The 25,396-nt window shown below is 54.0% G+C and carries 26 protein-coding genes and 3 tRNA genes; 9 read left to right on the top strand and 20 right to left on the bottom strand.

The features are described from left to right. Positions 1 to 81 precede the first annotated feature (81 nt). The 7 genes from EPN96_08295 to EPN96_08325 form a co-directional block, all read right to left on the bottom strand. Positions 82 to 1,776: a glutamine--tRNA ligase/YqeY domain fusion protein gene (locus tag EPN96_08295; protein TAL16657.1), complete on the bottom strand. Its 1,695-nt coding sequence runs from the start codon at positions 1,774 to 1,776 to the stop codon at positions 82 to 84. 95 nt (positions 1,777 to 1,871) lie between these two features. Next, positions 1,872 to 2,552 (bottom strand): hypothetical protein, encoded by a 681-nt coding sequence (locus EPN96_08300; protein ID TAL16658.1) that lies wholly within the window; start codon positions 2,550 to 2,552, stop codon positions 1,872 to 1,874. Between the two features lie 3 nt (positions 2,553 to 2,555). After that, a complete protein-coding gene (locus tag EPN96_08305; protein TAL16659.1) occupies positions 2,556 to 3,545 on the bottom strand; it encodes a 2-hydroxyacyl-CoA dehydratase in 990 nt (329 codons plus the stop codon). Between the two features lie 4 nt (positions 3,546 to 3,549). Then, a complete protein-coding gene (locus EPN96_08310; GenBank protein ID TAL16660.1) occupies positions 3,550 to 3,867 on the bottom strand; it encodes a hypothetical protein in 318 nt (105 codons plus the stop codon). A gap of 149 nt (positions 3,868 to 4,016) precedes the next feature. Next, the gene (gene rpmB, locus EPN96_08315; GenBank protein ID TAL16661.1) at positions 4,017 to 4,208 is read right to left on the bottom strand and encodes a 50S ribosomal protein L28; all 192 of its coding nucleotides are present in this window, start codon (positions 4,206 to 4,208) and stop codon (positions 4,017 to 4,019) included. A gap of 101 nt (positions 4,209 to 4,309) precedes the next feature. Next, a complete protein-coding gene (locus tag EPN96_08320; protein ID TAL16662.1) occupies positions 4,310 to 5,014 on the bottom strand; it encodes a hypothetical protein in 705 nt (234 codons plus the stop codon). A 92-nt stretch (positions 5,015 to 5,106) separates the two neighbouring features. Next, on the bottom strand, positions 5,107 to 5,796 hold the full coding sequence (locus EPN96_08325; GenBank protein ID TAL16710.1) for a metal-dependent hydrolase: 690 nt from the start codon (positions 5,794 to 5,796) through the stop codon (positions 5,107 to 5,109). Between the two features lie 181 nt (positions 5,797 to 5,977). Between EPN96_08325 and thrC the strand changes: the two genes are divergently transcribed. The 3 genes from thrC (at position 5,978) to EPN96_08340 (ending at position 7,684) form a co-directional block, all read left to right on the top strand. Continuing rightward, a complete protein-coding gene (gene thrC / locus EPN96_08330; protein ID TAL16711.1) occupies positions 5,978 to 7,372 on the top strand; it encodes a threonine synthase in 1,395 nt (464 codons plus the stop codon). A gap of 116 nt (positions 7,373 to 7,488) precedes the next feature. Next, a tRNA-Ala gene (locus EPN96_08335) sits at positions 7,489 to 7,564 on the top strand. 44 nt (positions 7,565 to 7,608) lie between these two features. Further along, a tRNA-Thr gene (locus tag EPN96_08340) sits at positions 7,609 to 7,684 on the top strand. Positions 7,685 to 8,054: 370 nt separating this feature from the next. On the opposite strand, the gene EPN96_08345 is transcribed toward EPN96_08340, so the two are convergent. The 6 genes from EPN96_08345 to EPN96_08370 form a co-directional block, all read right to left on the bottom strand. Further along, the gene (locus tag EPN96_08345; GenBank protein ID TAL16663.1) at positions 8,055 to 8,450 is read right to left on the bottom strand and encodes a hypothetical protein; all 396 of its coding nucleotides are present in this window, start codon (positions 8,448 to 8,450) and stop codon (positions 8,055 to 8,057) included. Positions 8,451 to 8,780: 330 nt separating this feature from the next. Then, on the bottom strand, positions 8,781 to 9,143 hold the full coding sequence (locus EPN96_08350) for a hypothetical protein (GenBank protein ID TAL16664.1): 363 nt from the start codon (positions 9,141 to 9,143) through the stop codon (positions 8,781 to 8,783). Further along, the gene (locus EPN96_08355; GenBank protein TAL16665.1) at positions 9,140 to 10,651 is read right to left on the bottom strand and encodes a DUF3631 domain-containing protein; all 1,512 of its coding nucleotides are present in this window, start codon (positions 10,649 to 10,651) and stop codon (positions 9,140 to 9,142) included. Before EPN96_08355 ends, EPN96_08350 begins: the two co-directional genes overlap by 4 nt. A gap of 10 nt (positions 10,652 to 10,661) precedes the next feature. Next, complete coding sequence (locus tag EPN96_08360) at positions 10,662 to 10,862, bottom strand: DNA-binding protein (protein ID TAL16666.1); 201 nt, start codon at positions 10,860 to 10,862, stop codon at positions 10,662 to 10,664. An 88-nt stretch (positions 10,863 to 10,950) separates the two neighbouring features. Next, positions 10,951 to 11,730, bottom strand: coding sequence for a hypothetical protein (locus tag EPN96_08365; protein TAL16667.1), 780 nt, complete (start codon positions 11,728 to 11,730; stop codon positions 10,951 to 10,953). Between the two features lie 62 nt (positions 11,731 to 11,792). Further along, the gene (locus EPN96_08370; protein ID TAL16668.1) at positions 11,793 to 13,025 is read right to left on the bottom strand and encodes a site-specific integrase; all 1,233 of its coding nucleotides are present in this window, start codon (positions 13,023 to 13,025) and stop codon (positions 11,793 to 11,795) included. 196 nt (positions 13,026 to 13,221) lie between these two features. On the opposite strand from EPN96_08370, the gene EPN96_08375 reads away from it, so the two are divergent. The 4 genes from EPN96_08375 to EPN96_08390 all read left to right on the top strand — a co-directional run bounded on the left by EPN96_08375 (position 13,222) and on the right by EPN96_08390 (position 17,181). Next, positions 13,222 to 13,289 (top strand) — tRNA-OTHER (locus EPN96_08375). 159 nt (positions 13,290 to 13,448) lie between these two features. Then, entirely contained in the window at positions 13,449 to 14,552 is a 1,104-nt protein-coding gene (locus tag EPN96_08380; GenBank protein TAL16669.1) for a hypothetical protein, read from the top strand. Next, positions 14,552 to 15,895: a hypothetical protein gene (locus tag EPN96_08385; protein ID TAL16670.1), complete on the top strand. Its 1,344-nt coding sequence runs from the start codon at positions 14,552 to 14,554 to the stop codon at positions 15,893 to 15,895. The genes EPN96_08380 and EPN96_08385 overlap by 1 nt, the downstream gene beginning before the upstream one ends. 11 nt (positions 15,896 to 15,906) lie before the next feature. Then, positions 15,907 to 17,181: a hypothetical protein gene (locus EPN96_08390; protein TAL16671.1), complete on the top strand. Its 1,275-nt coding sequence runs from the start codon at positions 15,907 to 15,909 to the stop codon at positions 17,179 to 17,181. Positions 17,182 to 17,185: 4 nt separating this feature from the next. On the opposite strand, the gene EPN96_08395 is transcribed toward EPN96_08390, so the two are convergent. The 5 genes from EPN96_08395 to rsmD form a co-directional block, all read right to left on the bottom strand. After that, positions 17,186 to 18,037, bottom strand: a complete 852-nt coding sequence (locus EPN96_08395) for a DUF2279 domain-containing protein (GenBank protein TAL16672.1) — start codon at positions 18,035 to 18,037, stop codon at positions 17,186 to 17,188. Next, on the bottom strand, positions 18,037 to 18,672 hold the full coding sequence (locus EPN96_08400) for a hypothetical protein (GenBank protein TAL16673.1): 636 nt from the start codon (positions 18,670 to 18,672) through the stop codon (positions 18,037 to 18,039). The genes EPN96_08395 and EPN96_08400 overlap by 1 nt, the downstream gene beginning before the upstream one ends. 305 nt (positions 18,673 to 18,977) lie before the next feature. Next, positions 18,978 to 20,333 (bottom strand): RsmB/NOP family class I SAM-dependent RNA methyltransferase, encoded by a 1,356-nt coding sequence (locus EPN96_08405; GenBank protein TAL16674.1) that lies wholly within the window; start codon positions 20,331 to 20,333, stop codon positions 18,978 to 18,980. Continuing rightward, positions 20,330 to 21,484, bottom strand: a complete 1,155-nt coding sequence (locus tag EPN96_08410) for a hypothetical protein (GenBank protein ID TAL16675.1) — start codon at positions 21,482 to 21,484, stop codon at positions 20,330 to 20,332. The genes EPN96_08405 and EPN96_08410 overlap by 4 nt, the downstream gene beginning before the upstream one ends. 1 nt (position 21,485) lies before the next feature. Beyond that, positions 21,486 to 22,043, bottom strand: a complete 558-nt coding sequence (rsmD, locus tag EPN96_08415; protein TAL16676.1) for a 16S rRNA (guanine(966)-N(2))-methyltransferase RsmD — start codon at positions 22,041 to 22,043, stop codon at positions 21,486 to 21,488. 102 nt (positions 22,044 to 22,145) lie between these two features. Between rsmD and EPN96_08420 the strand changes: the two genes are divergently transcribed. Further along, entirely contained in the window at positions 22,146 to 22,889 is a 744-nt protein-coding gene (locus tag EPN96_08420; protein TAL16677.1) for a hypothetical protein, read from the top strand. A 68-nt stretch (positions 22,890 to 22,957) separates the two neighbouring features. Here EPN96_08420 and EPN96_08425 read toward each other — a convergent pair whose 3' ends face one another. Continuing rightward, positions 22,958 to 23,377, bottom strand: a complete 420-nt coding sequence (locus EPN96_08425) for a nucleoside-diphosphate kinase (GenBank protein TAL16678.1) — start codon at positions 23,375 to 23,377, stop codon at positions 22,958 to 22,960. 62 nt (positions 23,378 to 23,439) lie between these two features. Next, entirely contained in the window at positions 23,440 to 24,729 is a 1,290-nt protein-coding gene (locus tag EPN96_08430) for a phosphopyruvate hydratase (GenBank protein TAL16679.1), read from the bottom strand. A gap of 257 nt (positions 24,730 to 24,986) precedes the next feature. Between EPN96_08430 and EPN96_08435 the strand changes: the two genes are divergently transcribed. Beyond that, the gene (locus tag EPN96_08435; protein TAL16680.1) at positions 24,987 to 25,382 is read left to right on the top strand and encodes a YjbQ family protein; all 396 of its coding nucleotides are present in this window, start codon (positions 24,987 to 24,989) and stop codon (positions 25,380 to 25,382) included. The last annotated feature ends 14 nt before the right edge of the window (positions 25,383 to 25,396 follow it).

Here is a 25,396-nt window from a genome sequence, read left to right on the forward strand (position 1 = left end):
ACAAAAAATCCCTTCCTCTTGACAGAGGAAGGGGCGCTTTTTTGTCTCGGTTGCCTGGTGTTACGGCTTTACTTGATTTCTTCAGCCCTGTTTGACTGCTTTCGCCCAGGAATCGCGCAGGGTGACGATGCGGTTGAATACCGGCGCTTGGGGGGTGTGGAGCTTTCTGTCGGCCACGAAGTAGCCGAGCCGCTCGAACTGGACTCTCGTTTCGGGTTCGACTTCCGCAAGAGAAGGCTCCAGCTTGCAGTGCGTGACGGTTTCGAGGGAGTCTTTGTTGAGGTAGTCGGTGTATTTCTCGTCGCTTTTGAGGGCGCCGGGGTTTTGTATGCCAAAGAGTCTGTCGTAGAGGCGGACGGTCGCGTCTATGGCCTTTGCCGCGCTTACCCAATGAATCGTCGCCTTTACCTTCCTGCCGTCGGGCGCGTCGCCGCCCCTCGTGGCGGGGTCGTAGGTGCAGCGGAGCTCTACTATCTCGCCCTTCTCGTCCTTTACCACCTCTTCGCACTTGATGAAAAAGGCGTAGCGCAGGCGAACCTCTTTGCCGGGGCTCAGACGGAAGAACTTCGGCGGCGGATTCTCCATGAAATCTTCCCGCTCGATATAAAGTTCTCTGCCGAAGGGTATCTTACGCGAACCGGACTCGGGTTTTTCGGGGTTGTTTACGGCTTCGAGGTATTCGGTCTGCCCCTCGGGGTAGTTGGTAAGCACTACCTTTAGCGGCTTTAGCACCGCCATCCTGCGCTCGGCCCTTGCGTTCAGGTCTTCCCGCAGGCAGTGTTCGAGGAGCGCCATGTCCACGAGGCTGTCTTTTTTCGCTACTCCTATTCTGTCGCAGAAGTCCCTTATCGACTCGGGAGTGTAGCCCCGGCGGCGAAACCCCGCGATGGTGGGCATTCTCGGGTCGTCCCAGCCTTCCACGAGTTTTCCGGTGACCAGCTCGATCAGCTTTCTCTTGGAGAGAACGGTGTGGCTGAGATTCAGCCTCGCGAACTCGATCTGGCGGGGAGGGGAGGGGAATTCGTCCTTCAACCCCTCGACGAACCAGTCGTAAAGGGGCCTGTGATCCTCGAACTCAAGGGTGCAGATGGAGTGAGTGATTCCCTCCAGAGCGTCGGACTCGCCGTGCGCCCAATCGTACATCGGGTAGATGCACCACTTGTCGCCGGTGCGGTGGTGGGTGGCCCTAAGGATGCGGTACATGATCGGATCGCGCATGTTTACGTTGCCGCTGGACATATCTATCTTCGCGCGAAGGACGTAAGCGCCGTCGGGGAACTCGCCGTTTTTCATCTTCTCAAAAAGGTCGAGGTTTTCTTCAATTGCGCGGTTTCTGTAAGGGCTTTCTTTGCCGGGCTCGGTGAGCGTGCCCCTCGTCTGGCGTATCTCGTCGGCGGTAAGAGAGTCCACATAGGCTTTGCCCTGCTTTATGAAATGGACGGCGAAGCGGTAAAGGTCGTCGAAGTAGTCCGAAGCGTAGAAGAGGTTGGTCCAGTCGAAGCCTACCCAGCGCACGTCCTCCATTATCGAATCGACGTACTCCTGCTCTTCCTTGGCGGGGTTCGTGTCGTCAAAGCGCAGGTTGCAGGTGCCGCCAAAGTCGCGGGCTATGCCGAAATTGAGGCAGATGGACTTGGCGTGGCCGATGTGGAGGTAGCCGTTGGGCTCGGGAGGGAACCGCGTGGCGACCCTGCCGTCGTTCTTGCCGGCTTTCCTGTCCTCCTCGATGATCCTGTATATGAAATTGGATGATTCCAAAGGCTCGTTTACGGACATCACGATTTCCTTTCGATGCAGGTATTAACCAATCGGGTAAGTCTATCACAAGTGCAATATCGGGTAATCACCCCGTTAAAAAAATCGGAAAATTTTCATTTTTTGAGCAATAAATAGCGTTCCCGGACCCTTCCGAGGCTTGAAAGCAGGTTCGACTTGATTCCGCTGTGCTCCCCCTCCAGTCCGTCAAGCAGTTTCCTGACCGTCTCCCTCCTGAAATCCGGAGGAAAACACGGGCGCGAAGAAGTGTCGCAGGGGAAACCGGCTACGGCGGCGTAATCCTGAATCTCTCTCCAAAACACCCGGCAAAGCGGGCGGATAAAGGCGATGTTGCATCCCACGGTCTCGAAGGGCGGCAGGGTTTTAATCTCACCTTCAAAAAATTCGGACACAAGGAGGGTCTCCACGAGGTCGTCGGCGTTGTGTCCGAGGGCTATCCTGTTGAAACCTCCGCTATCGGCGGTCTCGTAAAGGATGTTTTGCATATCGTAGGGGGAAGGAAATTCAACGCCGGGGCAGCTAACGCCTGTGACCTGGCAGTGTTCCCTGAGGGGGGAAAGGTCGAAGCCGGGGTGGTGGAGGGTGACCGCCGAGAGGGTGAAGCGTACAGGGGACTTGCTTTTGAGTTTTTCAAGGGCGTGGAGCAATGACCATGAGCTTTCGCCGCCCGAAAGGGCGACGAGCACCCTGTCGCCCTCGCTTATCATCTTAAAATCGCTGATAGCCCGCCCGGTCTTCCGGGTGATTTTTCCGAGCAGTCTGCCGGGGAGTTCCATAACCTAAAAAAACGCTCTGGTGCCCAGCATCTCGACAAAACTCTCGATGCGCGTTTTGGTGCGGGCATCCAGAGGCATGGGACGGTCGCCCTCTATCGTCAAAACAGGTACGCCGAGAGTCTTGCGGAAAATTACGTCCTCCATCTGGCGAAAACAGAAGGACTGGACGTAGTGGATTATCCCGTCGATTTTCCTTCGGGCGGTTTCCTTTTTTATGTCCTCTATCCGGCCGAAAACGTCATAGGGGTAGGTGAATTTCGAGTAAGCGCCGACAAGGGAATCCTCGAAGTAGGGGAGTGAGAACTGGCGCTGCACCTCGTTGAAGACGACCCTCGCCCCTATCCCTTCGATGTAGTCGTAGAAATCGTCGTAAACGGTGGGGACGCCGATGTAGCCGAGCCGGATATCCTCTTTCAGGGGGCCCCTCGCGGCGGCTTCCTTTATAAAGTCCTCGACCACCCGCGAATAGTTTTCCGGGTCGGAGAGAAAATCGCTGGCCGAGACGAGATGCAGGTGGTTTTCAAAGCCGGTGACCTTGTTCTCCTCCCAGGTCAGGCGGTCTACCTCACTGGCAAGTTTCCGGGGTGCGTCGAGGTGCTTCTTCCACTCCTCGGCGCTCTTTATATCCGTTCCGAGTCTGGAACAGAGACGCTCTATCTCACTCCGGAGCGTCTCGGGCGAACGGTCGTAGGGGTAGGCGAAGGGGAAAGTCTTCATCCCTTCAAACTGGAGTATCTCTATAAGGGCCTGGGTGTTGGAGCAGTCGCCCGCCATGACTCCTACCACGCCTTCAACCTTCTCGTCGCGGGCGGCGGAGTAGATTCCTTTTATCCAGCCGCAGCAGGTGCCGGGAAATCCGGCTATTTCCGCCGCTTCGATCCATTCCCTCCGCTTTTTGGAAGTTATGAAAACATTGTTGAGATCGACGGGCGTATTGCCCGAGGCGAAGATAGCCTCGACGGGAATTGTCGTGGTGATGCCGATTTTTCCCAAGGTCTCACTCGTCTTTTATGAAGCCGGTGTAGATGACGTAGGCGGAGAGGGCTATGGTAGCGCCAAGGAAGATGAAGATGGTCGCATTCGGAGCGCCTGTGTCGGTCAAAGTATATTTTGCGATGACTACCCCCGACATCACGAGGACCAGCAGCAGAAAGATCAGGCGCTGCTTCATCATCACCATGAGGATCAGGAACGCGATGAAGATGCCGACTCCGGTGGGGCTGGTGATGTACTCCATCAGCCTTTCATTGTTGAAATTTTCAAGAGAGGAGGAGGCCTCCCCACTGGAGAAAAACTCTGAGATGGAATCAAACATGTCCTGCTCCTTATTCTGGCTTGAACACTGGAACTATACCAAAAAAACGAAGTGCGGGCCATAATTCTAAGGTCTTCGCCGTTTGGTATTTTCAGAATAAAAAAAGCCGGACGCGAAGTCCGGCTTTCAGGATGGATTTTTTGTGTTCTTCAGGCGGCTTTTTCGATCTTGCCCGAGCGGATGCATCTGGTGCAGACGCGAATCTGCCTTGCGCCCTTGTCGGTCTTGACGCGGACGTTCTGAAGATTGGGGTTTAAGATGCGCTTGGTCTTGTTGTTTGCGTGGCTGACGTTGTTCCCTACCGAGGGCCCCTTGCCACAGATTTCGCACTTCCTGGACATCTCTATTTCCTCCTCAACGGGTACTGACTTTTTGGAGCGGCCTTAGTAACACGGGTTGCGGGGCTTTTGCAAGAAAAAATGGTAATCCCGGGCGGCTGTTCCTAAAAAGGATTCCACCAGCTCTTCTTCTCCGCGCCGAGCCTGTACTGTCGCTTGCCGCTCTTGAAATCCCCGAGCTGGTCTTCGAGCTCTATGATACGCTTTTCCTTCTCCTTGACCTGCTGGCGGAGGGTCTGCACCTGCTCTTTTAGTTTTTTTATTACCGTGTCGCGGGCGTCGGAGCCCGAGATGGCTGATTTCAGGTTGCGTATGGCGGGGGACTCGTTGGAGGTCTCCTCCGCCGGGGGTATTTCGCCTGTTTCCGCGACAAGCGGCTGCGCGGATTGATCGGGCGCGGGCGCGGGGTGAAAATCCCTTGAATAATGTTTCAGGCGAAGGTGAAGGTTTGGCGGCAGGCGAAGAGCTACCGGCTGGCCGACGGAATATTTGCCCTCAACCATCGCGCAGGGATGAAAATGGAAAACTACGGAGTCGATGAGCGCCTGCAGGAAAGCAACGTCTTCGCTGTTTTTCGTGTGGAATACTATATCGCAGGCCACCGGTTCGGCAGGGATGTCGTAGATTAGAAGGGTGACCACGAGGCATCCTTCTTCGCTTTGGACAATCTCTATTCCCAGTTCGGCTTCCGAGGCCTTTTTGAGGTCGGGCACCTTTATCAGGAAATGAGGTCTTCCGGAGCGGTCAATCTCTCGAAGGTATTGCTGTCTATCGAGTAGTTCTGCGGCTTCCCTGCTGATCTCTAGCATCGTTCCCTGACAGGACGGCGCAATGGGCCGATCCGAAGTGATGGATTCGCCGTGCAAAGCCGGGTGATATTACCGCTAAATTTGCAGACGTTTCAACCCCCGAACTCCCTCGACTCCCCTACGCCCAAAACCACCAGCTTTGCCGGGAGATTTTTGAGGTGGGAGGCGAAGCTGTCGGCGTTCTGGTCGAGAACTTCATAGGTTGCATAGTGCATCGGGATGGCGAATTTCGGTCCGACGAACTCTACGGCCTTAGCAGCGTCCCTGGCTCCCATCGTATAGATGCTTCCGATGGGTAGCATCATTATTTCGGGGCTCTCCATCTCCCCGATAAGCTTCATGTCTCCGAAGAGAGCCGTATCACCGGTGTAATAGACCTTCTGACCGCCCATCGCGATTATGAAGCCGCAAGGGTTTCCGGTGTATTCCGCCCCCTTGTCCACGAAGGAGCTTGAGTGGACGGCGTTGGTCATTTTGACGGTGCAAAAGTCATAGCGGCGCTCCCCCCCGTGGTTCATGGGATGGACAAGAGCCCCCCGCCGCTGGCAATACATGGCGAGCTCGAAGGGGGCGACTATGGGTGCCTGGTATTTTTTGGAGATTTCAATCGCGTCGCCGAGGTGGTCCCGGTGTCCGTGAGTGACGAGAACGATATCTATCTGGTCGTAATCGGTGGGTTTCGACTTCGCCTTCGGGTTGCCCCCGAACCAGGGGTCTATCAGCACCTGGCGCGAGCCGTCGTCAAAATGAAAATTGGAGTGGCCGTTGAAAGTTATTTTCAGCATGGGGAGTTGCCTTTCTTTACCGTTGTTTATTTTATTTTTAAGTATTATGAAGGAAAACCGCTTGCTCGACAGGGGCAGGGGGTTTTTCCTTGACCATTTTTTTATTCTAAACTGAAATATACTTTTTTGGGGTATTTAGACAAATCAAAACGGAGTGAGTGACGTGACGCCAGAGAAGATGAAGCTCCTTACCGGCCTTAGCCTCTTGCCCTGCCATGAGCCGAAGTCGGTTTACAAATGCATCGCATGCGAAAAGACCTACAGCCTCGACAGGCTGCTGTACACCTGCCCGGAGTGCAAAAGCCTTCTTCGCATCGTCGACGAGAATTTCAGCGCCCTCAAAGCCCGCAGCGGCAAGGAGTGGAGGCAGGTCTTCGACCTTCGCCGGTCGCTGGACGTGGCTGGGCTCAGGGGAATATTCCTCTTCCACGAACTTATACTCCCCCACATTCCCCTTGAGGACGTTATCTTCCTCGGGGAAGGGCACACCCCTCTCATCCGCGCCAACGGCGAGCTCTGCGAGTGGCTGGGAGCCGACTTTCACGTCAAGAACGACGGGCAAAACCCCAGCGCCTCCTTCAAGGACCGGGGCATGGCCAGCGCCATCTCCTTCCTGAACAACTACATCAAGAGAAACAAGCCCGATACGGTTCTGGGCATCTGCGCCTCGACGGGAGACACCTCCGCCGCCGCCGCGCTCTACCTCTCCTACCTTCCCAAGAGCGCCGTAAAGTCGGTCGTGCTTCTCCCCAAGGGCAAAGTCACTCCCCAGCAGCTCGGGCAGCCCCTCGGAAGCGGTGCGACGGTGGTCGAGATACCGGGGGTCTTCGACGACTGCATGAAGATCGTCGAGCAGCTTGCAGAAAAGTACGACGTTTTTCTCCTGAACTCCAAAAACCCCGTACGCATAACCGGGCAGAAATCCTTCGCCTTCGAGGTCGCACAGCAGTCGGGCTGGAAGACCTCCGGCCTCACTGTGGCCGTACCGATAGGCAACGCGGGCAACGTCACGGCGATAATGGAAGGGTTTCTGGACCTTGAGAATCTCGGGATTATCGACGGTCTGCCGGTGATTCTCGGGGTGCAGAGCCACCACGCCAACCCCGTGGCCAGATGGAGGGATACCGGCGAGTACCATCCCATGACGGTCAGCCCCAGCGTCGCCCAGGCCGCGATGATAGGAAACCCGGTCAGTTTCCCAAAGGTGAGGGGGCTCGTCGAAAAATACTTCAAGGAGAAATTCACCGCCGTGACGGTCACCGAGCAGGAGATCATGGACTCCATGCTCTTAAGTAATCGCCACGGCCACGTCGTCTGCACCCAGGGAGGCGAGGCGATAGCCGGTCTCAAGAGGGCTCTGGCCGAGGGGAAGGTCTCGCGTAACGGCCGCTTCGTCTGCGACTCCACAAGCCACCAGCTAAAATTCGCCGGGTTCCAGCAGGATTATTTTGAAGGCAAACTGGTTGAGGGATTCGGCGTCGAAAGCAAGCCCGAACTGGTGAACAAACCGGTGGGAATGGAGGCGGACGCCGGTTCGATCGCGGCGAAGCTGGGGCTCAAACCGAGAAAGTAGCAGCGGATAAAAAAGAGTATCGGGATTGCGGCAGCCGAAGTTTGCAGACTAAAAAAGACGCAATCACTCCACTTGCAATGCCTGCTTTGGCTGTGCTATCTTCTGCGCTCCAAATCGGGGCTGTAGCTCAGCTGGGAGAGCGCCTCGTTCGCAACGAGGAGGTCGTCGGTTCGATCCCGATCAGCTCCACCAATCAATAAAAAAGCCCCCGCAAAACGGGGGCTTTCGACCTTGAAGCCGGGATAGCTCAGTCGGTAGAGCAACTGATTCGTAATCAGTAGGTCGTCGGTTCAAGTCCGATTCCCGGCTCCAATAAAATCAAGGGGTTAGGCTAATTGCCTAATCCCTTATTTTTTTGCAGTCACCTAGGCAGTCACCAAAAGGATCAATTTCTCCTAACAACTCCCTACCGGATGAAGTTGTAAGGCTCAATCTTTGCCCTAAAAAAAGGAGGCGTGAGGTTTTTGGTTTTCCATAAAAAGAAGAGGAGGAGGGTGTTCGACTTTCGCCCATAAAAAAAGAAGCGGGGATAGGGGGGCACCCCATGAAATGAAAATGACTTTCAATCCATGAACCTCACTTAATTCCGGGGCAAAAATATAAAAGGCAACCTGAAGGGGGAGAGATTTTTCCACTCTCTCTATATCTTCGATTATTTTAAAAAAGATTGTTTTACTGTTGCTTAGTACTCTCCGGGGAATACGATAGAATTGGCAACACACGAAAAACTGTCAATTTTTTCTCCTGTCCTATTGTCATAAACATATAAAGAAGGAATAAAAACATTAAAGCTAGCATTGCAAAACTGGTTTACAACTGGATGCATTATTTCATCCCTTTTTGTGTAAGGAATATTTTCATATTCACTACGGTTGTTTAAATATATTCTAAGATTGCCACCACCTTTAAGTATATAATCTGCATCAAAATACATATTATTGTTTTTCAATGCAGCGATTACCAAAGGCTTAATCTTTCTCTTCTGGTCATTGCTTACAAACGTAAAACTACCCGGCAAATACGGCATAGTTTGCGCCACTATAGTCCAAATAATAACTATAATAGTTAAAATGCCCATATTAATTCCCTCCAAAGAATTGCAAACGGCAATAAGGCGACGTTCCGACGCACAGCGACCGAACGAGCTTGTTTTTCATGGCCGCCCCTCCCTCGAATGAGATTACGGCAAGAATATTAGCGCGTAATGCCGATTTTGTCAGAAACTTCTTTGCAACCGTCGCCCATGCCTTCAAAACCCATCCGAAAAGGCCACAAAGCGCACGTTTTTGAGGTGCAGAACGCGACTTCGTGAACCGACTGCATACAGTGGACGCAAAATTCCCGTATCGCCGTTTTTCGCGTCAAAAGCCGCGTTTTCTTGTTCCCGCCAACTGTCAGAAAAGTATGTTTAATTGCCATGATTTTCCCCCTGTCTTTTCTGCTCCCTGTCAACATCCGCCCAGGCTATCCCTTCGGCCTCTTCGCGTACCCTCTTGTTCGGCCCCTCCATTGCGCTCCATACGACAAGCTGCCAAAGCTCAAGCCGCCAGCCTTCAAGCCTCTTGTAATCATCCGGGCGCGTGATGCTCTCGGGGGTCGGGTAGGGCTTGGGGCGAAGGCTTTTCTTCAGTTCGTCTTTTTGAGCCTTCACCTTTTCGACAAGTTCAGAGGGTAAGGGGTGATCAGCTACGATCCACAAGCGGTCACCTTCAAGAATGATTGCGCCGCCTTCGGCCTCCACCTCTTCAAAAAGTTCCTTCACCGTGTTCATATTGATACCTCCCATCCACCCTTTTTATCTGCAACACCGCCACAACCCGCGCCAGTGGCGGGTTTTGGCGTTGCGTTTTGGTTTTCGTTTTCGCAACGTGTCGGACTATCCGCAACAGGTTTTTCCGCTTGGGAGTAGGGTTGTGTAACTGTGGCGGATATTTCAGGGGGTGAGGTGAGATAACGAGAAAAAGCCTCTTTGAATTGATCGAGAGTGAAACCCTTGGGAGTGTTCCCGTACCCTATTCTGATTGTCTTAGATATGATTCCGTATTCCTTTAGGCGGGAAGAAACCTGCCGGGGTGAAATTGGCTTGCCCCTGTTATAGGTTGCCCACGATTTTTCATCGTCGGCGCAAAGGGCTTGAATCAAATCCGCCGTGCTTATCTTGTCAGCTCTCTTCGCGTCGAATATCTCCTGAATGTCGGCAAGTAGTTCAGTCCCTATGCTTTGGAGCGGACTTTCAGCGCCGGAAAGCGTAAGGGCCGCTCTCCGGGCTTTGTCTGGCCAAATACCGCCAGCAATATCGGCAATGGCTAATAGCGGCTCCCAGTTGTCTTGCGCTCTGTCGTGGAGACTGGCCGGGAGGTCAGGCCGCGCACTTCTAACGGCTTCGCGGCAGTCTTCCGCGCATCGGGCCAACCTTGACGCCAAGGAGGGGAAAAGTCCGGTTTCCGCATAACGTAACCGCTCTGTATTTTCATTGGGAAGTTTCCGGCGCAAAACCAGAGTGATTGAACGATCCATAATGGTATCGGCAAGGTGGCCGATACCGGACAGGGCTTTCGCCCCCCATAAGCTGAAACGTGTAGGGGTGTGGTTGTCTCCAACCGTTCTTATCGTATAGGCACTGCTTCGCGTGTGACCGGCGTTTACTATCCCACGCAACTCCTCATTGTCCCGCATGAAGGCGTCCACCTCATCGATAAGGAGTGTCGGGCTCCATGCGTCAATGGTTCGGAAAAATGCCGCCGGGCTTATGTTGCTCGCCATTAACGGCTTACACACTACCTGTTGAAGGAGAGTAAGCAGCTGTGTTTTTCCGCATCTCTTTTCAGGCGCGGTAATGACCGCAAAGGGGGCAACCTGGACAACATCGATGAACCATGTGAAGGCAACCCAGAGGGCTGCTGCGTCCGCCGTCTCTTCGGCGCATACAATAAACCGGCGGACAGTTGCCGAAAGGTCGGAAAGGAGGGTTGAGAGGTCAACAGGATCGGGCCACGGCTCAACCTCGTCAAAGGTTATGTTTCCCTTTTCCTCTTCGCCTTTGGCCCCTCTTACAAGCCGGTCAAGGGTTGAAACCTGAACGCCAAGTTTTTTAGCTTCCTCCTTCCTTACCCTGTCGTAATCGAATGGAGAAAGATCGGAAAGCCTTTTTACTTCCTCTAGATCGCTTGAGCGGCTTTCAATATTGGCCTGTAACGGGTTTTCGTGAGGGGTTGAGGGTTCTTGCATAGGAGCCCCCAGAGTATCAGCGTTGGGGGCTTCGCCGTTTAAGGGGTTCATGTTCAACCCCTTACGCTTCGGAGGTGGATTGCTTTAGGTTCGCCTCGATGAAGGCTTTAATGTCTTCCGGGCGATAGCGGACACAAGCGCCGGATATGCGGACGTGCTTGGGGCCTCGCCCCTGGACGCGCCATGCCTGTAAAGCCCTTGGGGTCAGGTTCAGAAGTGAAGCGGCTTGCTTTTCATTAAGGAGAGAGTTTTGTGATTCCATTGCGTTTTGCCTCCATAACTTTGGTTTACGATATGAAGGCGATTCTATTCGCTGGCTAATGATGAATATAGGAAGCGAAAATAGAAATTTACTTCCGTAATTCCTCTTTTAACTGCGTTAAATAATTTCTAGCAGCTTCTAAGACTTCTTTAAAAACCTCTTCTCCCATCTCATCTTTACGGAAATCCCCCTGTGCTGGTTTTATGAAAATTTCATGAATATATTGTCTTACTGTACGATCAGTAATGCCGTATTTTTGTCCGACTTTTTCATCTGCATATTCTCCCTTTAATCTTTTATCCCTGCGCATTTGCATCGCTTCATTAGCAATTCTCAGTTTTATGTCAAAGCTATTAAATTTATTTATTTCTTTTTGTCCAATTTCAAGTGATTCATTCATGTACATTGCGATTGGTGTTTTTGTAATTGCCTCACAGGAATACAAAATAAATTTTTTAGCATCCTCTGGCAATTTAATATCTTTGCCCAGAGGTCTTACATATAAGCCAGATGGCAAGATAATATCTGCGCCTAGCTGTAGGGAAACAATCTGGCTCGTAGCGTTCCACATAAAAAGTGGATTTCTTGTACCTTCGTATCGCTGTAGAAATACGCTTATATTAAGTGCCTTAATTAACACAATTCTTAGTACTTTGTAATTGTGTAGTCTAGCTTGTAACATAGTCTGTATAACTGTATTCATATAATGCGCAATGGTATTATCTGTAGCGGTAATTATGTTTTCGTAGCTATCAAATTCATTGTATTCAATTGTAAGTTCTTCAATCATGCTTTTTGCGATTTCTTTTATGATTTCGTTTGCAATTACTTCGTACTTTTTTTTAAATTCCTTCAAATATTTGCCCATTTAATCCTCCGCTTCCGGTAAGCCCACGCTCTAAAGTCTCAAAATTACGGCCTTCTAGAAGCCTATTTAATTAGCCTCAAGCCTTGCGCCGCTTCCATCATTCTCTCGCCGTGGTCTTCAAGGGCTTTCCGCGCCGGGTCTTCGCCCAAGCGGGCGTAAATGGCCGTTGTAGAGGGTTGCGTATGGCCTAGAACCTTGCCGATCAGCGGAAGGCTTGCGCCGCTTGTGGCAAGCCAGCTTCCAACCGTGCGCCTTAGATCGTGAAGGCGTACATCTTCAAGTTCCGCCTCTTGGCGTATTCGTCGCCAACTCTTCCCTATGTTGACGAGGTGCGTTTTTTCCTTCCTTCCGGGGAATACATGGGGGTTGCCCTCTTCTCTTGGAAGTTTGTCAAAAAGAGCCTTTGCAGGGGCGCTCAGGGGTATGTAGTGGACGCGCCCCGCCTTGGTGTCAGGTAGCCTCAGTTCATTGCGCTCAAAGTCAAGGTCTTCCCACTTGGCGTTAAGAAGCTCGCTTTTTCTCGCCCCGGTAAGGAGGTAAGCGAGAATCAAGGCGCGGATATAAACATTCGGTTCTTTGTTGATTGCTAGCGCCAGTTTCGGCAACTCTTCGGGCTTTATCCATCTATCCCGCTTTACCTCCCGAAAGGTTTGAACATCCCGCGCCGGGTTACTGTGTGCATCCGGCAAAAAACCCCACTCCCGCGCCTTCTCAAAGAGAACCGACACAAGGGCAAGAACGCGGTTCGCTTCATATTGCCCGCTTTCTCCTATCTTGTGATGAAGGGAGGCAACGTCAGAACGCCTAATAGCCTTGATTTTGAGAGTTCCCCAAGCTGGCAGTATATGGAGCTTGATTCGCCGCTTGTCTTCCTTGCCGGTCTTCTTTTGCGCCGCATGGCGCTCAAGATATGCCTCGCAAAGTTCGGATATATTGCGGTCGTCTTTCTTCCTTTCACGGTCAGCTAAAGGGTCTACTGGATCAGCGTTAAGCGCATCGGCTGTTGCTATTTTGCCTCCAAGTGCCTTGGCCGCTGCCCTTGCTCCATCTAGGGTGAGGGTAGGGTATGGTGTATCAAACTGTATAAGACGTTTGCGCCCTTCAACTTCATACGCGAATACCCAAACCTTCTTGCCGCTTGGATACACCCTTAAACCAAGCCCCGTAGCGTTTAAATCCCATTTTACACAACGGGGTTCTATTCGCTTTCCTTCTGAGTCGGTTTTTATCTCGCATTCATATTGGAATGACTGAACAATCTTTTGAGTTAGCTGGACTGCGTTACGCCTTGCCATTTTTCACCGCCTTTTTTAACGGTTGCGACTTATTAGGTGACTTCACCAAAACAGGTTTTCAAAATCAGTGAACCTCAAGCAGTCACTATAGCAGTCACCTGAATATAACGCAAGGCATGGTATGCCATGAAAAACCATGAAGGCTAGAATGTTGAATTATAGGGATTTTATTGGAGAATGGAGAATTGCAAAGTATGGCGTGATAGCATGATACACTGATTCGTAATCAGTAGGTCGTCGGTTCAAGTCCGATTCCCGGCTCCATTCATTCAAAAAAAAGCCTGCGCCATCGGTTGCGCGGGCTTTTTGCTTTTTTAACAAGCGGTTATGAATTTTCCCCACCTTTCCTTGTTTTCCGGAAAATCCGTCGTACCCTAAGATTGACAATCCAGTCCCTTATATTATTGCCGCAAGGAGGGAGAGGTGCTCCGGTTTCGCTTTGCCGCCGTTTTTGTCTGCGCCCTTTTGATCCCGGCCGCCCTTTCCCTCGCGGCGATAAACCCTCTCGATCCCGGCCTCGCCGTGGCAAGGGCTTACGGGGGTAAAAAACTCCCCAACAATGCAGCTTCCTCTCTTTGCATCGATTGCCATTCCTACAACCCGACTGCGGGTTACGGCTCCCATTTCGTCGCTTACATCGACCCGTCAAGCAACAAGCTCCGTTCTACCAACTCGGGAGGAGGCTGGGAGAAAGCGGCCTTCGGAATACGGAACGAGGGAGAATTTTTCAAGATATCAAAATGGGATTCGGGATGTCTGGGGGCAGGCGGGGTCTCGAAGTACGCCGACGCCGCGACCTGGAGAACGGTAATTTTTGATACCGGCTCCCCTTTGGGATCAGAGGTGCCGGGCAAGAAGTTTGAATCGTCAAAGGGAGCGATGGCCCAGGCCGAGCTTATCTGCGAATCCTGCCACAGCATGCTTTTTTCGGTCCCCGGCACCGCCCTTCTGCTCTCTAAAATCACCGACGGCGACGACCAGACGAATCCTTTGGAGGGAAAGACTTCCCCTCTCTGCGTCGGCTGCCACGGCTTCCTGTATCAGGACAACAAAGCCAACTCGGTAAACCCCAACTGGGACGATCCTAGAAACGAGTGCGAGATTACGGGGAACAAAAGAGGGAACAACGAAATACACCTGGCTTCCTACAAGAACTATCCCCAGAACCACCACGTGATGACCGGAGACAACATCGTCAACTCTCTGGCTGAGCATGGACTCCTGAGCAGACCCGTCACCGTCGTTGCCAGTGAGATGGTGAGAAAGCCGATAAATACAAAAAACGGCCCCTATCTCATCACCCCTCCCCTAAGTCCGATGAAATACCCTTCCGAGGACGGAGCCCTGAACTGCATGACCTGCCATACGCCGGGACATTGGGGAGAGCTGTCTATCGGCGCGACGATTCTCATCGGCGAAGACCTTTCGGACCTGGAGCCGGGACTCGGGCTTAACCGGATAAGCGACGGCAGGGGGCAAGGAAAGTTCAGGGACGCCAATTTTTGCCAGCTTTGCCATACGCAGTAATGCGGAGGAATAATATGTTCCGGTGGTTTTTGGCCCTTGCGGCCATCATAATCGCGGCGGATGCCCTGGGAGCCGTAAACGGCTCGCACCACGACATGCAGGTGAGCGAGACGGGGGAGGGGTGGGCTTGCTACTACTGCCACGCCACCTACAACTCCGTCATCGAGAGCGCCTATTACGAGGAAGAGCCCGATAACGGAAACGGCCTCGGGCCGGTAGGCGTAATCTGCTACGCCTGTCACGACGGCACCGCCTACCCGGACGCGCGAATAGAGGAACTTGACGGAAACATAGGGCTCCCCGCGCTTCTTCACGGCCACGGGTCTTCGCTGTCGAACATGGAAACCGCGACGAACGGCCTTGAGGGCCAGTCCAACCTTGCGGTCAGCGGACTTCTGCCCGCGAGAGTTAAATACACCGGCAAGATGGACTGCACTGCCTGCCACGACCCCCACAACTCCGATTACCCCCCGTTTCTGCGCATGCCGCTCGAAACGCTCTGCCAGTCCTGCCACAGCGGCAGCGACGGTAAAGGTATGGGGCGGTGGACAACGGTAGAGGATTCGGGTCAGCAAAACGGTTACCATCCCGTGGGCATGCCGGTGGTGGAGAGCAAACTCGATTTCACGAGGGAGATGGCTTCGGAAAAAGCCTTTCACGGCCCGGAATCGTTCTTTAACGTCCCCGCGCCGGACAAAACCGCGCTGATGAATCCCGACACCCACTGGGAGATGGGCGGACACCTCTTCGGCCCCAAGAAGACAGTCTCCTGCCCGACCTGCCACTCGGCGCACCTCTCTACGGAAAACCTGTTGGTGGCGGAGGTGTCGAGCAATCCGGTAAGGATGCTGTGCATGGGCTGCCACGGAAAAGAGGTCTTTTCAAACACTCCCGGCAAAACCCCCAATTACCACCCCGTCTTCGAGGAATCGGCGGAGCCTTACGAACATGACCATTCGACACACGGCGACGTGGGAGACCCCACAATTCCTTCGGAAGGATTTTTTGACCTCTCGGTAAAAATCCCTTCCCCATGGCCTGTCGGCACAGAGGGGGAGCTTGCCTGCCAGACCTGCCACGTCTCCCACAACGGCAGGGCGGGAGCAAAGTGCCTCCGGGGCTCCCCGGACAAGAACGTCAGCATCTGCAACGACTGCCACGGCTACCAGGAACAGAGATCTTCAAGCATGGGGCATCATCCGACTTCGGCGACGCCCGTAAAGACCACGGATTCCGACACTCCTTCCTGGAACGAAGGGAAGGGGACTCCCGGCTACCTCGGCGACGGTCTTCAGTGCATTGATTGCCACGTGGGTCTCTCACGAAGCGCCCACAACTGGTAAGGAGTTACAAATTGAAACTGCGAAGGTTTGCATTTATCGGTTTGTTTGCGCTGCTGGCGGCTCTGGAGGGCTGTGCTCCAAGGGGCGTAGAGGTCACTCCCACCGGCATAAACACCCCGGAACTTAAAGGGGCCTTTATAAAGGACGAGGTCGTTTTCATCTCCTGGGGAGCCGTGCCGGGGGCGGAATCCTACGATCTCTACGTTACTTGCCCCGGCAAGGAGACGGTCAAAATATGCCGTATCTCTTCTCCTCTTTACAAGGGACCGGCGACAGGGGAACCGGCCTGTTCCTACAGGATAGTTTCCGTAGCCTCGGACGGTTCCGAAAGCGCCCCTTCCGTAGAGATAACCCCGACAACGAAAGAGGCGGAGCAGGAGAAAAAAAGAGCCGTATCCTGCCGCTTGCTGGTAAAGGCCGGAACGCTTGACTCCTACCTTAAGGACGGCGTCAGGCATAAATTCACGGAGCCAACCGATATCGTCTCTATTGACGGACACCTCTACGTAACCGATTCGGGAACGAGATCCGTAATAGTTATCGACCAGCAGGGTGCCTTCATCCGCTCTCTGGACGCGAAATCCCTCGATTACAAGGAGGCCTGGGGGACTCCGTGGGGAATAGGCGCCGCGCCGGACGAGAGCAAAGTCGCGGTCACTTTTATCGGCAGCCAGAAGGTGAGGGTGTTCTCCTCCGGCGGCGAGTTGCTCAGGGATATCGGGATACCGGCGCCCAAAGCAGGGCAGAACCCCCGCGTGCCCCATTTGATGGATGTGGACATCGATTCGGCGGGAAATATGTGGGTCAGCGACGCTGCGAACGCCAGAATCGTCAAACTGGACGAAGAGGGCAACACGCTTTTCGACATCGACAGTTCTTCTCCTACGGCGACGGGAAAACTCATCAGAATTCCCACCTTTCTCGATTGCGACACCGATACCGGCAACGTGCGCGTAGTGGATTCCAAGAGTTCCACCACCCACGTCATAAGCAAGGAAGGGAAGCTGGTAAAGGACGAGACCAGGCCGCCTGCGGGAGCCGGGCTTCAACTGCCGAAGGGGATATGCCGTACCCGCGAGGGCGAGTATCTGGTGGTGGACGGACTTCTTCGCAACATACAGGTTTACAGCAGCGACGGCACCCTTTGCTCGACCTACAACCGCGAACACCTTGAGACTTTGGGAATAAAAGCCCCGGTCTCGATCGCCGCCGACGCGGCCGCCAGCAGGCTTTTCATCCTCTCGAAGCTGTACGGCAAGATACACATACTGGAACTGACGAAGTAAGCCCTCAGTTCCTCAGGGTCTTTTCGTCCTTAACGTAAGTGTAGGGTATTTGAAGGTAATTGAAGGCTTTGGGCGCAGGCGTTTCGGAAAAGACTTCCGAGAGGTTAAGTCCGACGCCGACAAAGAGGTTTCTCTCCTTGTCGTCCGTTCCCCCATGCCCCATGAAGTTTCTCGTGTAATACCCTCCAAGGAATTCGACGAACCTGAGCGGCGAATCCTCCAGCGAATCGAAGCCCGAGAGCTTGAAGGCGAGCAGATATTTCAGATGTTCGTAGTCGGTGGTCGGGTCGCGGCTGACTTTCGTCAGGGAAGGGGTGTACTCGACGCGAAGGTCCAGGAATTCGCCCGCTTCGGGGTAGCGCTCCAGAAGGTAACCGGCCGAAGCGCCAAGTATGTTGGAGTAGATATCCTGGGGAGAGAGGCCGAAATCGCTGAATGAATCCCCTATCTCCATGCAGGTGGTGAAGATCAGCGAGGTTCCCGCGCCGAGTAGCGCCGCCTCCCCGTCGCCGTACCCCCATTTCTTGAATACCCCCGAAGACATCCTGCCCATGAAGTAGCCGGTGTAAAGGTGACCGGTCTTGTCCGCTCCGCCGTGCTTGGTGCCCGAACCGAACCATCCTTCCGAACGCACGTGAGGGCTGTTTTCTCCATACTCCCACATTATCGCGCCGTAGGTCAGAACACCCCCTACGGCTACGGCATTGAAGACGACAACTTTTTGATCAGGAGTCAGAAAGCCGGAGTCTTCCGCCGCCATCTCCCGGGCGACACAGGGAGCGGCTGCAAAACATGACAAAACAGATAAAGTAATGACTGTTTTGCCCAATACTGTCGTTACATAATTAGCTGCCATCAGCTATTATTTTCAAGGGTGTCCATCTTGAGACCCGAAGAAGAGATTATGCCCCAGTCGAAAGGACGCCCAACGGAATTTTCTTTTTTATCTATGTAAACGAGGGCTTGTATCGCCAAATTCATAATATCAATTAAGTCTGAACCATTTTTAAGTGCCGTGACGAGCTTTATTTCAGTTCCAATTCTTCGGGGAGCCGTGAGGACGTCGAGTATCGGCAGCTCCCGGTAACTCTCTCCGTGGGCTTCCGAAGCGTAAAAAGAGTTCTCGAAAGACCCGTCCTCAAGGATTCCGCCGAGAAGTATGTATGCGAGCTGATGAGCTTCGGGGTGAGCCCGGAACCACGCTTTGCCTTCCTGCTGGAACATATCGTAATCGCTTTGGAAAGTGCTCAATACGTAAGACTTCATCTCAGGGTACGGAACGGGGTTTTCCCGGAAAAGATGGCTCAGTTTTCTGCTGATTTCAATGCCTACCGCGCTGCCTCCGGTGGACAGCAGGCCGCTTTCGCCAAGGGGGTAGAGTTTCCTTGCAAAGCGAACCTCGACGTTGTCTGCGTCGTCGTGAACCTCGACGCGACGGTCGGCGAGAAAGAGAATCCCTTGAGGAGATTTGACTGCGATCAGTTGAGACATCGAATGCGCTCGCCAAAAAGGTAATTATTTCAAAGAGTATAGCGAAGATGAAAGGTTTTGACATCCGCTGCGAACCATTTACCTTAAGAACACAAAAAGGAGGGGATGTCCGGCAGGAAGGCTTTTCGAGACGATTATCAACCCGCTTTCCATACTCAACGTCTGATAAGATATATTATGTTAACATTGCTATGTCCGAGCGGCTTGCGTGTGAATGAGAAGAACGTTTGTTGCCTCCAACATCGTTATTAGCGGCTACCGCTACCCTATCGGACGAGTGTAACTTTTGAGGAGAAATTTCAGGATTATATTTTCAAAAAGGAAGCGATGAAGTATCCGTCACCTTCGTAACCGGGAAGGTTGAGCGGAAGGCGGACACCTTCGCTCCCGATGCAGGAGAAAGGAAGGCCGGGCAAGACCTTTGCCGGTGAAAAATTACGGTTGTTCTCAAGAAACTTTTCAGCCACGAACCGGTTTTCAGGCGCCAGAAGGCTGCAGGTCGAGTAGACGAGCTTCCCCCCGCGTTTTACAAGTTCCGACCCCTTCTGAAGAAGTTCTCGCTGAACCTTCGAGAAAGAGAGGATATCGGCTTTTTTCCAGCGCCACGAAACGTCGGGATTCCTTCTCAGTGTGCCTGTCGAGGAGCAGGGAGCGTCAACCAGCACGACGTCGTAAGGCGCTGATCCGGCTACCTCTTCGTAAGCGGAGAGGGGCTTGATGATGGTCGCGCCGGACCTCCTGATCCGCTCGTCCGAGCGAAGGAGCCGAAGCCTTGCGTTGTCGTGAGCTACGATTAACCCCCTGTTTTCCATCAGGGCGGCGAGGGCGAGGGACTTGCCGCCGCTTCCCGCGCACAGGTCAAGCACCTTTTGGCCCGGTTTCGCGCCGCAGGCGAGGGCGATAAGCTGGCTCCCCTCGTCCTGAATCTCGAAGAGTCCTTCCTTGAAAGATGGGAGTCCGGCCACGTTGACAGCGCCGGGAATCATGAGGCCGGTTGGAGAAAATTCGGAATAATCCGAAGCTATTCCTGAACTGTAGAGATCGCGTTTCAGTTCCTCGCGGCCTGTCTTCAGGGTGTTTGCGCGTATCTGCAGCGACTGGCGCTTTTTACCTTCCAAAAGCTCGGAAAGAGCCTCCCCCACGGTTTTCCAGGGGCCGAAGTCAAGCCAGAAAGAAGGAATTGAAAGGTAGGAGGAGAGCGCGTCTTTCGCCTCTACCGGAAGCTCAGACAGGGAAGTTGCGGTTTCTTCGCAAAACGACGAAAACCACCTCTCCCGAAGCTCATCCGCCCGCTCAAGAGCGGATTTATAATCGTAATTCGTAAAGTACTCGCAGGGCCGAAGTTCCGGCTTAATCTGGTCCAGATACCCTAGCCCCAGAAGAACTCCCGGCTCGCGGACTCCGCCGGTGGCTTCGGTTAAGGCTTTGAGACTCCGCGCAAGTCCGTAGACTCCCATCCCGAGCAGAGCGCGGTCGTTTTTCCCCATCCGAAGCGCCCTCTGGTGGTTTTGCACCTCGGCGTCCAGAGGCCCCCTTGAGGAGAGGATGAACTCTTCGACAGGCCCGGCGGCGGAAAAAATCCGTTGGGCGTAAGAGGGGTTGGGAAGTTTGTCCCCTTCCCTTCTCCACCATCTGTAACTGCCCATGAGGTCTGTTTTCATTTTAAAAGGGTAAGTTCGCCGCCGAAGCAGACGGCCGTGGGGCTGGAAATATCTTCCGGCCAGGAGTCGTAAAGGACGAAGCCCGCCTCGCCGCCCTCGCGCAGGCCGGGAAATCCGCTCAACCTTGCGGCGAGGGAAGCCGCGTTTCCGGCAAGAGAGTTCAAGTCAGCCCCGAGGGAGACAAGCGCCGAAACCTCGCTGAAAAATCCGGAGACGTGCGAAACCCCCGGAGTTCCGGCGTCGCTTCCGGGCAGGAGCTTCGCGCCGTGCGAAATCCCCTTCGATATATCCTCTCCGTGGCGCTTTGCGGTGATTTCAACGACTTTCTTCTGGTTCGGGCCAAGAGAGGGATTGCCGCTGAGGCTTGACCAGGCGACGAAGGTAGGGGTCCAGAAGCTTTCACTGGCCGAGAGCTTTTCTATCTCGCCCTCTTTCGGCCAAAAAGCGTGCTCGACGCTCTGGGGGGCGGAGTCCAGAACCGCCCCGAGGGTACCGTTGACGTGAATCATGGTCCCGAGTCCTAGAGAGCGTGAAAAGCGTGTGAGTTCAGAAAGTTCGCCGGGCGTGAACTGCTCTTTTCCGGTCTCGCCGGGCACTTCGAGGCTGTTCAGCCCCGAGGCCAGTATCTTTATCTGCCTTGCACCTCTCTTCGCGCCTTCCTCGATGAGGGAGAAACCTTCTTCGACGGTTTCTGCGCCCCTTCCAAGAAACCCCCCGTAAAGTCCCTTTTTGAAGAGCGGTCCGGCGGAGGGAAAAACCTTCGCGTAGCGGCCGGGATTTTTATCAGCCAGTTCGGCGGCCTTGAAAGCGAGGCCGCGAGGCGTTCCGCCATCCCTCACCGCGCATATCCCCGCCCGCCTGTACTCCTCAAGAAGGTTCATGACCCTTTCGAGTGCTTCCTCGTCGTCAAACCCCGCGACCCTCTTCCTTTCCGAGGGATCGAAGGAGCCGCCGAGGGAGAGATGAACGTGGCAATCGACGAGTGGTTCCAAGGCAAAAGGAGGGGAAAGGACCGGGATGCCCTCGGGCAGCGGCGGCGGCTCCCCTGCCCCGCTCCGGACCACTTGCCCGTCTCTTACGTAAAACCAGTGGTCGGCGATTTCCTTGCCCCCGGCGAGGGCGAGCGCAGGCCTAAGAAGAAACTCCTTCATATCAGCCGTCTGAACCGTAGAAATCAAAGACGGTGCGACCGTATTTGCGGGTCTCGATCAGATGGAAAGGCTTTACCGGCTCCCAGAAGCTCTCCTTGGCCTCTCTCTGGACGACGACTGTTCCGCCTACTGCAAGAAGCGGGTTTTCGGCGAGCGCTTCCATCGCCGCGCGCTGAAGCTCCAGGCCGTAGGGCGGCGCGACAAGTATCACGTCAAACTTCTCCCCGGCTTTAAAGAGACTCGGTATTACCTTGAGGCAGTCGCTCTCTATGACCTTCGCCTCAGCCCCGAGGGCGAGAGCGTTTTGCCTGATATAAGAGGCGGATCTGGGGCTCTTCTCTATGAGCACGGCTTTTTGGGCGCCGTTGGAAAGAAGCTCGAAACCTATCGCTCCGCTGCCGGCAAAAAGGTCCAGCACAAAGGTCCCCTGAAGTCTCGGGCGCAAGATGTCGGCGAGGCTTTTCCTCAGGCGGGACAAAAGCGGCCTCGTCTCCTCCCCTTCGGGAGCGAAAAGCGCCTTCCCCCTGTATTTACCCGAAATAATCCTGATCTTTCCCATAACTCACAAATAGCCAAAATCGCCGTCAAAGGGTTGAATTAACGATCTTCCATGCTATAACCAATCAGGCTACTACACATCACTCGAATGGAGGAAGGGCACATGAAAAAAGTTGCGTCATTATTTTTCGCCACTCTTATGATATTAGCCTCTTTTTCGGTTTCGGCGTTAGCCGCCGACAGCGGTTTTGACTCCATTCCCAAGCTCTTCGGCACCTTCACCCCCCAAAAGGGAGTCTGGGCTGAGTATGAAGTGATGGAAAAGAAAACCCAAAAGAAAATTACCATGAAGATGTCGGTCGTGGACGTCATGGAAAAAGATTTCTGGTACGAGGTCAAAAACGTCGAGGACAGCAGCACCAACATCATAAAGATGCTCGTTACCGGAGATCCGAACGACCCGGCCAACATAAAAAGGCTGATAATGAAATCAGGCGACACCCCGGCCCAGGAGATGCCCGTCGATTTCGTAAAGATGGGGAGGAAGATGGCTGTGCACATGTTCCAGACCCGTAGCGGCGTTCCCGAGGACAAAACCGGTCTCACCGTAAAGGAACTGGGCGAAAAGGAAGTGACGGTTCCGGCCGGCACCTTCAAGGGAGCTGAAAAACAGATACTCTCCGCCGAAGGAAAGGTTCTGGCCAGCTACATCTTCAGCGCCGAAATACTTCCCTTCGGCGTAATCTTCTCCGACAGCGACGATTCGGTTATGAAACTCCTCGCCCACGGAAAAGACGCGGTGTCGGCCATTACCGAAGAGCCGGTCATGATGGAAAGACCGCCGATGATGCCGGAGATGCCTCGCGGCATGCCCATGGGAATGGGAAACCACAAAGAAGCAAAATAACGGTCTTTACGCCAAATAAAAAGGCCCGGCGAATGACCGGGCCTTTTTTTGTTTATCGAGAGACGCTCTTAGAGCATATCCAGGCCGTTGAAAAAGAATCCCTTTTCGCACGCGGCGGTTTCGTGGGCGTCGGAGCCGTGGACGGAGTTCTTCTCCATGTCCAGCGCGAAAAGCTTCCTGATGGTGCCTTCGGCGGCCTTCTCGGGGTTGGTCGCTCCCATTACCTCGCGCCACTTGGAGATGGCGTTCTCGCGTTCGAGAAGGAGCGCTACGATGGGGCCGGAGGACATGAAAGAAGTAAGATCGCCGAAGAAGGGGCGCTCCTTGTGTACTGAGTAGAAAGCCTCGGCCTGCTCGCGGCTGAGTTTCAGTTTCCTCATGGCGCGGATGGTGAAACCTTCCTCTTCGATGCGGGCGACAATCTTTCCGATAATGTTTCTCGCCGTCGCGTCGGGCTTTATCATGGCGAGTGTCTGTTCTATAGCCATTTTCCCTGGTGCTCCTTGTGTGTTTGCTGTCGCGGTTGTCTTATGCCTTTAATCTTTTGTGCTTATCTCCTCTGCATCGAGGCCAGGAGAGCGGGGCCGTGGTAAGCGCAGGCCCCGGCGAGCTGTTCTTCGATGCGCAGAAGCTGGTTGTATTTCGCTATGCGGTCGGAGCGGCAGGGCGCACCGGTCTTAATCTGCCCGGCGTTCACGGCGACAGCCAGATCGGCTATGGTGTAGTCGGAGGTCTCGCCCGAGCGGTGCGAAATAACCGTGGTATAGCCCGCGCGGTGGGCCATCTGAATGGTCTGGAGGGTCTCCGACAGGGTGCCTATCTGGTTGACCTTGACGAGTATGGAATTGGCCACGCCGCTTTGTATGCCCTGCGCAAGGCGCTGGGTGTTGGTGACGAAGAGGTCGTCGCCGACGATCTGGATGCTCCCGCCCACGTCGTCGGTTAACTCCTTCCACCCGGCCCAGTCGTTCTGGTCGAAGCCATCCTCGATTGAGTAGATGGGGTACTTGAAGCAGAGTTTTTCGTAGTACTTGACGAGCTGCAGGGAATTCATGCTCGCGCCCTCGGCGGAGAGGGTGTAGAGGCCGTCTTTGTAAAATTCGCTGGCGGCTGCGTCGAGAGAGATGAGGATGTCGATGCCGGGGACGTAACCCGCTCTCTCGATGGCGACGAGGATTATCTCCAGCGCCTCTTCGTTGGAACCGAGGTCGGGAGCGAACCCGCCCTCGTCGCCGACGGCGGTCCTGTGCCCCTTCTCTTTCAGGGTCTTTTTGAGGCTGTGATAGATCTCCGTGCCCATGCGAAGCGCTTCGGTAAAGGTCTGCGCTCCGACGGGGGCTATCATGAACTCCTGAATGTCGACGTTGTTGTCGGCGTGCGCGCCGCCGTTTAAAATATTCATCATCGGGACGGGCAGAAGGCTGGCCTGTGATCCGCCGATGTAGCGGAAGAGAGGCAGCTCGCAGGCCGTCGCGGCCGCCTTTGCGCAGGCAAGGGAGACGCCCAGCATGGCGTTGGCGCCAAGATTGCCCTTGTTGGCGGTGCCGTCCAGCGAACAGAGAAGTCCGTCGATCTCAATCTGCTCGCGCACATCCATGCCGATAAGTTCGGAGGCTATGATAGTGTTTACGTTCTCGACGGCCCTGAGTACTCCCTTTCCGAGATAGCGGTCAGGATCGCCGTCGCGAAGCTCTACCGCCTCGTACTCGCCGGTAGAGGCCCCGGAGGGCACCGCGGCGCGGCCCATGACACCCGAGGTGAGGTAAACGTCAGCCTCTACTGTGGGGTTTCCGCGAGAGTCGAGTATTTCCCTGGCAACTATGTCGGTAATCGCGTACATGGGCTCCCTTTCACCTCCCACGGGGGAAGTCAATGGTGTTTGGCAAGGGGAAAAGCAGAAAACTAATTACTTGACGCAGGGGCCGAAGTCAAGCGGAAGGCTTAAAAATAATTGCGTTCGTCTTAAAAAAGCCCGGCTGACGGCAACCCCCGGATGCCCACGCAAACGGCTTCGCACAACCTTGACACTTGTTTTGATTTTCGTTTTGCCTCAGGATAACGTTGAATGTCTTTTGCTTCCCGCCGAGAGGATAAAACATGAAAACATTCACCCTTGGCACCAATACAAGGCAGTGTTTTATAGACGTTACCCAAAACGTATCCGGAATAGTCGGCGAATCCGGGGTATCCGAAGGGATATGCGTCGTATACGCTCCGCACACCACCGGCGGCCTTGCGATAAATGAAAACGAAGATCCCAACGTAAGCCGCGATATTCTCGAGTTTCTGAAAGACATGATTCCCGCCGGCTTCGCCTTCCGACACTCGGAGGGCAACTCCGACGCTCACGTCATGGCCACCCTCATCGGATCGAGCGTTACCGTTCCCATAACCGGCGGCAGGCTGGCTCTCGGGACCTGGCAGGGTATCTATTTCGTCGAATTCGACGGCCCCAGAAGCAGACGCTGCAACGTGACCGTTATCGGCAAGTAGAAAAACGGAAAAAT

It is taken from the genome of bacterium (assembly GCA_004322275.1).
In the GTDB taxonomy this organism is placed as follows: Bacteria; Desulfobacterota; Deferrisomatia; order Deferrisomatales; family BM512; genus SCTA01.

Coding starts and splice junctions, on each gene's coding strand:
- EPN96_08295 (TAL16657.1), bottom strand. CDS start 1,776: ATGTCCGTAAACGAGCCTTTGGAATCATCCAATTTCATATACAGGATC.
- EPN96_08300 (TAL16658.1), bottom strand. CDS start 2,552: ATGGAACTCCCCGGCAGACTGCTCGGAAAAATCACCCGGAAGACCGGG.
- EPN96_08310 (TAL16660.1), bottom strand. CDS start 3,867: ATGTTTGATTCCATCTCAGAGTTTTTCTCCAGTGGGGAGGCCTCCTCC.
- rpmB (TAL16661.1), bottom strand. CDS start 4,208: ATGTCCAGGAAGTGCGAAATCTGTGGCAAGGGGCCCTCGGTAGGGAAC.
- EPN96_08320 (TAL16662.1), bottom strand. CDS start 5,014: ATGCTAGAGATCAGCAGGGAAGCCGCAGAACTACTCGATAGACAGCAA.
- thrC (TAL16711.1), top strand. CDS start 5,978: ATGAAGCTCCTTACCGGCCTTAGCCTCTTGCCCTGCCATGAGCCGAAG.
- EPN96_08345 (TAL16663.1), bottom strand. CDS start 8,450: ATGGGCATTTTAACTATTATAGTTATTATTTGGACTATAGTGGCGCAA.
- EPN96_08350 (TAL16664.1), bottom strand. CDS start 9,143: ATGAACACGGTGAAGGAACTTTTTGAAGAGGTGGAGGCCGAAGGCGGC.
- EPN96_08355 (TAL16665.1), bottom strand. CDS start 10,651: ATGAACCCCTTAAACGGCGAAGCCCCCAACGCTGATACTCTGGGGGCT.
- EPN96_08360 (TAL16666.1), bottom strand. CDS start 10,862: ATGGAATCACAAAACTCTCTCCTTAATGAAAAGCAAGCCGCTTCACTT.
- EPN96_08365 (TAL16667.1), bottom strand. CDS start 11,730: ATGGGCAAATATTTGAAGGAATTTAAAAAAAAGTACGAAGTAATTGCA.
- EPN96_08370 (TAL16668.1), bottom strand. CDS start 13,025: ATGGCAAGGCGTAACGCAGTCCAGCTAACTCAAAAGATTGTTCAGTCA.
- EPN96_08385 (TAL16670.1), top strand. CDS start 14,552: ATGCGGAGGAATAATATGTTCCGGTGGTTTTTGGCCCTTGCGGCCATC.
- EPN96_08395 (TAL16672.1), bottom strand. CDS start 18,037: ATGGCAGCTAATTATGTAACGACAGTATTGGGCAAAACAGTCATTACT.
- EPN96_08400 (TAL16673.1), bottom strand. CDS start 18,672: ATGTCTCAACTGATCGCAGTCAAATCTCCTCAAGGGATTCTCTTTCTC.
- EPN96_08405 (TAL16674.1), bottom strand. CDS start 20,333: ATGAAAACAGACCTCATGGGCAGTTACAGATGGTGGAGAAGGGAAGGG.
- EPN96_08410 (TAL16675.1), bottom strand. CDS start 21,484: ATGAAGGAGTTTCTTCTTAGGCCTGCGCTCGCCCTCGCCGGGGGCAAG.
- rsmD (TAL16676.1), bottom strand. CDS start 22,043: ATGGGAAAGATCAGGATTATTTCGGGTAAATACAGGGGGAAGGCGCTT.
- EPN96_08420 (TAL16677.1), top strand. CDS start 22,146: ATGAAAAAAGTTGCGTCATTATTTTTCGCCACTCTTATGATATTAGCC.
- EPN96_08425 (TAL16678.1), bottom strand. CDS start 23,377: ATGGCTATAGAACAGACACTCGCCATGATAAAGCCCGACGCGACGGCG.
- EPN96_08430 (TAL16679.1), bottom strand. CDS start 24,729: ATGTACGCGATTACCGACATAGTTGCCAGGGAAATACTCGACTCTCGC.
- EPN96_08435 (TAL16680.1), top strand. CDS start 24,987: ATGAAAACATTCACCCTTGGCACCAATACAAGGCAGTGTTTTATAGAC.